Raw genomic sequence first — 8190 nt, 5'->3', positions numbered from 1 at the left:
TGACCGCCATCGCTGCGTCGTGGATCACTTCCGACAGCGACGGGTGAGCGTGGCAGATGCGGGCCAGGTCATCGGCCGAGCCGCTGAACTCCATGGTCAGCACGCCTTCGTGCACCAGCTCGGAGACGTTGGCGCCGACCAGGTGCATGCCGAGGATGCGATCGGTTTCGGCATGGGCCAGGATCTTCACGAAGCCTGCCGGCTCGATCATCGCCACGGCACGGCCGTTGGCGGCGAACGGGAAGCTGCCGGCCTTGTACGGGATGCCTTCGGCCTTCAGCTGGGCTTCGGTCTTGCCGACCCACGCCAGCTCCGGCTCGGTGTAGATGACCCACGGGATGGTGTCGAAGTTGACGTGGCCCGGCAGGCCGGCGATCAGCTCAGCCACCGCGATGCCTTCCTCGAAGCCCTTGTGCGCCAGCATCGGGCCGCGCACGCAGTCGCCGACCGCCCACACGCCGTTGACGCCGGTGTGGCAGTGCGCGTCGACTTCGATCTGGCCGCGCTCGTTGATCTTGACGCCGGTGCCTTCGGCCAGCAGGCCCTTGGTGGCGGCGCGACGGCCAACGGCCACCAGCAGCTTGTCCACGGTCAGGGTCTTTTCGCCTTCGCTGTCGGTGTAGGTGACAACGACTTCCTTCTTCTTGCCCTTGCCGGTGATCTCGGTCTTGGAGACCTTGGCGCCGAGGCGGATGTCCAGGCCCTGCTTCTTGAATTCCTTGGCAGCGGTCTTGGCCACTTCGGCGTCGGCCACGGCCAGGAACTCCGGCAGTGCTTCCAGGATGGTGACTTCAGCGCCCAGGCGCTTCCACACGCTGCCCAGTTCCAGGCCGATCACGCCGGCGCCGATCACGGCCAGGCGGTTCGGCACTTCGGTGAAGTCCAGGCCGCCGACGTTGTCGACGATGGTCTCGCCGTCGAACTTGGCGAACGGCAGTTCGATCGAATCCGAACCGGCCGCGATGATGACGTTGGTGCCCTTCAGCTCGACGATGGAACCGTCATGCTGGGTGACCTTGACCACGTTGCCCGGCTGCAGTTCGCCGAAGCCGTAGTAGGCGGCGACCTTGTTGGCCTTGAACAGCATGCCGATGCCGCCGGTGAACTGCTTGACGATCTTGTCCTTGCGGCCAACCATCGCCTCGACGTCGATCTTGGCATCCTTGAAGCTGATGCCGTGGTCGCCAAAGATGTGGCCCATGTTCCAGAACTGGCGCGAGGAATCCAGCAGCGCCTTGGACGGGATGCAGCCCACGCGCAGGCAGGTGCCGCCCAGCGCCGGCTTGCCGTCCTTGCCCAGCGCTGCGTCGATGCAGGCGGTCTTCAGGCCCAGCTGGGCCGCGCGGATGGCAGCGTGGTAACCGGCCGGGCCGGCACCGATGACGACGACGTCGAATTGTTCAGCCATTGAATTATTCCTTGATGCATTACCAGAACCCCTCCGCGCAGGCGCGGAGGGGCGGGAGGTTTCTTACAGGCCGAACAGCATGCGGCCCGGGTTTTCCAGCTGGTTCTTGATGTCCACCAGGAACTGCACCGAGTCCTTGCCGTCGATGATGCGGTGGTCGTACGACAGCGCCAGGTACATCATCGGCGCGATCACGACCTGGCCGTTCTGGGCGATCGGACGCTCCTTGATGGCATGCATGCCCAGGATGGCGCTCTGCGGCGGGTTGATGATCGGGGTCGACAGCAGCGAACCGAAGGTGCCGCCGTTGGTCACGGTGAAGGTGCCACCCTGCAGTTCTTCCAGGCTCAGCTTGCCGTCACGGGCCTTCTTGGCGTAGTCGGCGATGGTCTTCTCGATGTCGGCGAACGACATGCGCTCGACGTTGCGCAGCACCGGCGTGACCAGGCCCTTCTCGGTCGACACGGCGATCGAGATGTCCGAGTAGCCGTGGTAGATGATGTCGTCGCCGTCGATCGAGGCGTTGACCAGCGGGAAGCGCTGCAGGGCATTGGCAGCGGCCTTCACGAAGAAGCTCATGAAGCCCAGCTTGATGCCGTGTGCCTTGACGAACTCGTCCTGCAGTTCCTTGCGCGCAGCCGAGACCTTGGACAGGTCGACTTCGTTGAAGGTGGTCAGCATGGCAGTGGAGTTCTTCGACTCCATCAGGCGCTCGGCGATGCGCTTGCGGATGCGGGTCATCGGCACGCGCTCTTCCGGACGTGCGCCACCGGCCTTGCCGGCGCCGCCGTTGCGGGCGAAGTTGACGATGTCTTCCTTGGTCACCGCGCCGCGACGGCCGGTGCCGTCGACGTCGGCCGGGTTCACGCCTTCGGTGATGGCAGTGAAGCGGGCGCCCGGCGGCAGCGCGTCGGCGGCCGACTTGGCAGCCGGGGCCGGAGCGGCGGCAGCGGCCGGCGCAGCGGCGGCCGGGGCAGCGGCAGCAGCCGGAGCGGCTTCAGCGGCCGGAGCCGGGGCAGCAGCCACGGCGCCTTCCTCGATGATCGCCACGACCTGGCTGGAGGTCACGGTCGAGCCTTCGGCGAACTTGATTTCCTTGAGCACGCCGTCGACCGGCGACGGCACTTCCAGGACGACCTTGTCGGTTTCCAGGTCAAGCAGGTTTTCGTCGCGCTTGACGGCGTCGCCCACCTTCTTGTGCCAGGTGGCGATGGTGCCGTCGGCGACGGATTCGGGCAGTACCGGGGCTTTGACTTCGGTGGCCATTGCGGGAGCTTCCTGGTTTGTCTTCTAAATAGGGGGAGGATTATTCAGCGAACGTGTCGTTGAACGGGTTGACCAGTGCGTCGGCGACCAGCTGCTGCTGTTCGCGGACGTGGTCAGCCATGTGACCGGCAGCCGGCGAAGCCGAACGTGCGCGACCGGCGTAGTGCAGGTTCTGGCCATCGGCCAGGCAGAACTGCAGGTGGTGGCGGATCTGGTACCACGCACCCTGGTTCTGCGGTTCTTCCTGCGTCCACACCACGTCGGTGGCCTTGCCGTACTTCTTCAGTTCGGCAGCCAGCAGCGCACGCGGGAACGGGTACAGCTGCTCCACGCGGATGATCGCCACGTCGTCCTGGCCACGCTTGGTCTGGTCTTCCAGCAGGTCGTAGTAGACCTTGCCCGAGCACAGCACCACGCGCTTGACCTTCTTGGCGTCCGCATTGGCGTCGCCGATCAGGTGCTGGAACTCGCCGTTGGCCAGTTCGTCCAGGGTCGACACGGCCAGCTTGTGGCGCAGCAGCGACTTCGGCGACATCACCACCAGCGGCTTGCGGGTGGTCAGGTGCTGCTGGCGGCGCAGCATGTGGAAGGCCTGCGCCGGGGTCGACGGCACCACCACCAGCATGTTCTCCAGCGCGCACAGCTGCAGGAAGCGCTCCAGGCGCGCCGAACTGTGTTCCGGGCCCTGACCTTCATAGCCATGCGGCAGCAGCAGGGTCAGGCCGGAGATGCGGCCCCACTTGGCTTCACCGGCGGCGATGAACTGGTCGATGACGACCTGGGCACCGTTGGCGAAGTCGCCGAACTGGCCTTCCCAGATGCACAGCGTGTTCGGATCGGTGGTGGAGAAGCCGTACTCGTAGGCCATCACCGCTTCTTCGCTCAGCAGCGAATCGATGACGGTGGCCTTCTCCGGCGAATCCACCAGCTGCCGCAGCGGCATGTAGTAGTTGTCGGTCTTCTGGTCGTGCAGGATCGCGTGGCGGTGCGTGAACGTACCGCGGCCCACGTCCTGGCCGACCAGGCGCAGGGCACTGCCTTCGTCGAGCAGGGTGGCGTACGCCAGGTTCTCGGCAAAGCCCCAGTCGCCCGGGATCTCGCCGGCGGCCATCTTGCGGCGGTCGTCGTAGACCTTGGCCACGCGCGAGTGCAGCTGCACTTCGTCCGGAATGGTGTTGATCAGCTTGGCCAGCTCGACCAGCTTGTTCTTCTCGACCTTGGTCGAGATCGGGTCGGACAGCTTGCCTTCCAGCAGCTTCGGCCAATCGACGAACAGCGGGCTGGTCGGCGGGGTCTTCTCGACCTTGGCCAGCTCGGTGGTCACTTCACCGGCATCCAGCTTCTCGCGGTAGGCATCGACCATCGCCTTGCCGGCACCGGCGGCGATCACGCCCGCCTTTTCCAGCTGCTCGGCGTACATCTCGCGGGTGGTGGCGTGCTTGCGGATCACCTGGTACATCAGCGGCTGGGTGATCGCCGGTTCGTCGGCCTCGTTGTGGCCCCAGCGGCGGTAGCACATCAGGTCGATGACCACGTCCTTGGCGAACTTCTGGCGGAACTCGAAGGCCAGCTGCGCGGCGAACACAACCGCTTCCGGATCATCGCCGTTCACGTGCAGCACCGGGGCGGCGATCATCTTCGCCACGTCGGTGGCATAGCGCGTGGAACGCGTATCCAGCGGGTTGGAGGTGGTGAAGCCGACCTGGTTGTTGACCACGATGTGCACGGTGCCGCCGACGGCGAAGCCGCGGGCCTGCGACATCTGGAACAGTTCCATGACCACGCCCTGGCCGGAGAAGGCCGCGTCGCCGTGGATCAGGATCGGCATGACCTGCTTGCGCGCGGTGTCCTTGCGGCGCTCCTGGCGCGAACGCACGGAACCGGCCACGACCGGGTCGGCGATTTCCAGGTGCGACGGGTTGAACGCCAGCGCCAGGTGCACCGGGCCGCCGTCGGTAGCGACGTCGGCGGAGAAGCCCATGTGGTACTTCACGTCACCGGCCGAGGCGTGCTCGTCGTGCTCGAACTTGCCTTCGAATTCGTCGAACAGCTTGCGCGGGTTCTTGCCCAGGGTGTTGACCAGCACGTTCAGGCGGCCGCGGTGGGCCATGCCGATCACCACGTCCTTGACGCCATCCTTGCCGGCGCTGCGGATGATGGTGTCCATCATCGGGATCAGCGAGTCGCCGCCTTCCAGCGAGAAGCGCTTCTGGCCGACGTACTTGGTATGCAGGTAGCGCTCCAGGCCCTCAGCCGCGGTCAGACGCTCCAGCGTGCGGCGCTGGGTGTCAGCGTCCAGCTGGTAGTTGCCACCGGCCAGTTCCAGCTTCTTGTAGATCCACTGGCGCTGCTCGACCTCGGAGATGTGCATGAACTCCGCACCGATCGAGCCGGTGTAGGTCGCCTTCAGGCGTGCCAGCAGGTCGCGCAGCTTCATGCGCGGCTGGCCACCGACGCCGCCGGTGCTGAACTCGCTGTTGAGGTCGCCATCGGACAGGCTGTGGAACGGCAGGCCCAGGTCCGGGGTGTTGACCGGTGCGGCCAGGCCCAGCGGATCGAGGCGGGCGTCCAGGTGGCCGCGCGAACGGTAGGCAGTGATCAGACGACCGACATTGCGCTCGCGCTCGTCGCCTGCACCGTTGCCGGTACCGGCCTTCAGCGCATCCTTGGCCGCGTCCGCAATGTGGGAGATGACGGCCGAGTGCGGAATGTCACCTGCTTCGCGGCCCTTGAAGCCGTCGAAGTAGGTTTTCCATTTGGGATCGACACTATCCGGGGAGACCAGGTACTGCTCGTACAGGTCCTCGACATAGGAGGCGTTGCCGCCGGCGAGTTGCGAAGATTGCGCAAACTGCTTCAGTTGATTGTCCACGATGGAGGGTGTTGATTCGCTTTGTGGGGTATGGCTTCAGAAGGACCCGGCAGGAAGATGAATAGCCCTGCGCGGGCGCGTTCAAACAGCCAAATTGTACCCCCAACCGGACACGAAGGGGCACAACCGGAGGTATCGCGCGTCCCCCGGTGCCGCTTCCAGACAGGTTGAGTCAGCCAGCTCCGCTCAGATGCCGAGCGCGCGCAGTTCGCTGCAATCACGCGAACGGTCCCAGACGCGCTGCAATTGCTGCTCGAACGGCTGCGAACGTGCCGGCAGCGCGATCCCGGCCTCACCGTCGAGCCGATGCCCGATCAGACGAAAGTAGAAGTCGCCCGCATCGTTGAGCAGGCAGGCCGAGGCCAGCGCACGGTCGACCGGATCGCTGACCTCGCGGAACTGGATCACGCTGGGCAGGCGCTGGGCCAGCGCCAGCAGCGGTGCCCCGGCAGAGGCGATCGCGGCGGCGTCGTGCACGATCACCCGCAGCTGCTTGTCGTGGCGGGCGGTGACGAAGCGCCGCAGGGCGGTCTGTACCGGGGGCGCGTCGAGCAGCCCGGGGTCCAGCTGGCGGCTGTGCAGCCACAGCTGGCGACGGGCGCGGTGGATGATGGCCGTGGTGATGGCCACCGCCTCGGCGCGGCTGTCGATGGCGCTGGCCGCGCCCAGCCGGCGGCGCATCTGCTGGTGGCCGATGCCGGCCTCCTCGAACACCTCGCCTTCGGGCAGGAAACCCTGGCGGGCATAGAAGTCACGGGCGGGCAGCTGGGCGTGCAGATGCAGCTCGGCCAGGCCGAGCCGGCGCCCGGCCTCCACCAGTGCTTCCAGCAGGGCCTCGCCGACCCCGTGGCTGCGATGGCTGGCCAGCACCGCCATGCGGCCGATACGGCCATCCGGGGCCAGCCGGCCGGTGCCGACCGGCTGATTGTCAGCGTCCAGCGCCAGCACATGGGCACTGACCGGGTCCAGCGCATCGCGTTCCAGCTCGGCGGCGATGCCCTGTTCCTGCACGAACACGCGTTGGCGCACCTCGTGGATGGCAACGTGGGCATCGGCGTGGCTGACCTGCTGGACCCGGATCATGGTGGCGACTCAGGCGCGGCCAGCACCGCTGTCGTCTTCCTCGTCGTCCTCGAAGTTGACGATGACCTCGATGCCGTCGTCGTGCACGGTCACGGAGTGGACATCGTCGGACACCGCGTCGGCGTCGATCGCATCCACGCGGTCGCGGCCTTCGACGACCTCGCCGAGCACCACGGCATCCTCGCCGTCGTCCTCGTCTTCGGCGTCATAGATCTCGTTCGGGTCGATCAGCTGGAACACGCCGCCGACCAGCAGCTGCTGGACCACGGCACGGCCCTTGTCGGACAGGCCGCGATAGGCGGCGGCGTCCAGCTGTTCGGCGCCAGCCAGGCGCTGCGCGTCCTTCACCGGCAGCGCGAAGTCCTGGCCGCTGACGTACAGGCTGGCGCCGCGCTTGGCCCGGCGCCAGGCCAGGCGGGCCCACGGGTGGCGCTGCAGCAGCAGGCCCGAGGCCAGGGCCTGGACCACTTCTTCCTGTGCCGGTGCGGCCTGGTGGGCCATCACTTCGCCGGCGGCGCGGTAGGTGGTGATGAAGCGACCAAACCAGTCACCCAGCTTGTCCGGGTCGTTCATGCGGATGGCGTTGAGGGCGGTGATCACACGTGCCATCGCCACTGTGTCGATTTCGTTCGGATCGGCCGGCACCTTCAGGTCGGCGTCCTGGTAGCGGGTGTTCTCGTCGGCATCCGCGATCAGGGTGTCCAGGTAGTCACTGATCAGCTCGGCCGAGGACGGCGCACGCATGCCGAACGAGAAGGTCAGGCACGGGTCTTCGGCCACGCCGTGGTGCGGCACGTTCGGCGGCAGGTACAGCATGTCACCCGGCGCCAGCACCCAGTCGTGGGTCGGCTTGAACACCTTCAGCAGCTTCAGCTCCACGTCCGGGCGGAAGCCCAGCGGCGGCTGCTTGCCCTTGATCGATTCGCTGGCATCGATCTGCCATCGGCGGTGGCCATGGGCCTGCAGCAGGAACACGTCGTACTGGTCGACATGGGCGCCGACCGAGCCGCCGGTGGCGGCGAAGCTGATCATCACGTCATCCATGCGCCAGCGCGGCAGGAAGCGGAAGTGCTCGATCAGGGCGCGCACGTCCGGGTCCCACTTGTCCACGTCCTGCACCAGCAGGGTCCAGTCGTGGTCGGGCAGGGCGGGGAACACGTCTTCCTGGAACGGGCCGGTGCGCACGCGCCAGCCGTCCTGGGTCTTGTCGTGCTCGATCAGGCGTGCCAGCACGCCTTCCTCGCAGGCCAGCCCGGCCAGGTCTTCCGGCTGCACCGGGGTCTGGAAGTCCGGGAAGGCATTGCGGATCAGCAACGGGCGCTTCTGCCAGAAGTCGCGCAGGAAGGTGGCCGGCGCCATGCCCAGCGGCTGGCCGGGGCGGGCGGTGACTTCGATCAGGGGGGCGGAGGACTTGCGGGCGGCCATGGGGGAATCCTTGCAGCGGAAAGCGGGAGGGGCGGCACGGCGGGCCGCCTGAGATCTCCATTGTCCGCCGTTCGTGGGCATTGCGCACGTGCGCGGGTTTGTCGCGGGGTGTCCGGCCAACGGCGGAGCCCCTCGT

Annotated in this window: 5 protein-coding genes; all 5 read right to left on the bottom strand. The window is 66.8% G+C overall.

What is annotated here, in order from left to right:
• Nucleotides 1-1408, bottom strand: a 1408-nt coding sequence (lpdA, locus tag N5D91_RS23905; RefSeq protein ID WP_197565005.1) for a dihydrolipoyl dehydrogenase, incomplete at its 3' end; no start/stop codon positions are given.
• Nucleotides 1409-1471: 63 nt separating this feature from the next.
• A complete protein-coding gene (gene sucB, locus N5D91_RS23900) occupies nucleotides 1472-2674 on the bottom strand; it encodes a dihydrolipoyllysine-residue succinyltransferase (protein WP_014037775.1) in 1203 nt (400 codons plus the stop codon).
• A 40-nt stretch (nucleotides 2675-2714) separates the two neighbouring features.
• Nucleotides 2715-5546 carry a 2-oxoglutarate dehydrogenase E1 component gene (locus N5D91_RS23895; RefSeq protein ID WP_032129626.1) on the bottom strand — a complete coding sequence of 944 codons (2832 nt, stop codon included), beginning with the start codon at nucleotides 5544-5546 and terminating at the stop codon, nucleotides 2715-2717.
• 186 nt (nucleotides 5547-5732) lie between these two features.
• Nucleotides 5733-6629, bottom strand: a complete 897-nt coding sequence (locus N5D91_RS23890) for a GNAT family N-acetyltransferase (protein ID WP_180855571.1) — start codon at nucleotides 6627-6629, stop codon at nucleotides 5733-5735.
• Between the two features lie 9 nt (nucleotides 6630-6638).
• Nucleotides 6639-8054 carry a cupin domain-containing protein gene (locus N5D91_RS23885; protein ID WP_180855572.1) on the bottom strand — a complete coding sequence of 472 codons (1416 nt, stop codon included), beginning with the start codon at nucleotides 8052-8054 and terminating at the stop codon, nucleotides 6639-6641.
• Between the last annotated feature and the right edge of the window lie 136 nt (nucleotides 8055-8190).

It is taken from the genome of Stenotrophomonas sp. GD03794 (assembly GCF_029842145.1).
Taxonomy (GTDB): domain Bacteria; phylum Pseudomonadota; class Gammaproteobacteria; order Xanthomonadales; family Xanthomonadaceae; genus Stenotrophomonas; species Stenotrophomonas riyadhensis.
Note: the sequence above shows the minus strand (reverse complement) of the source record. Positions and strands in the feature narration are given on the sequence as shown.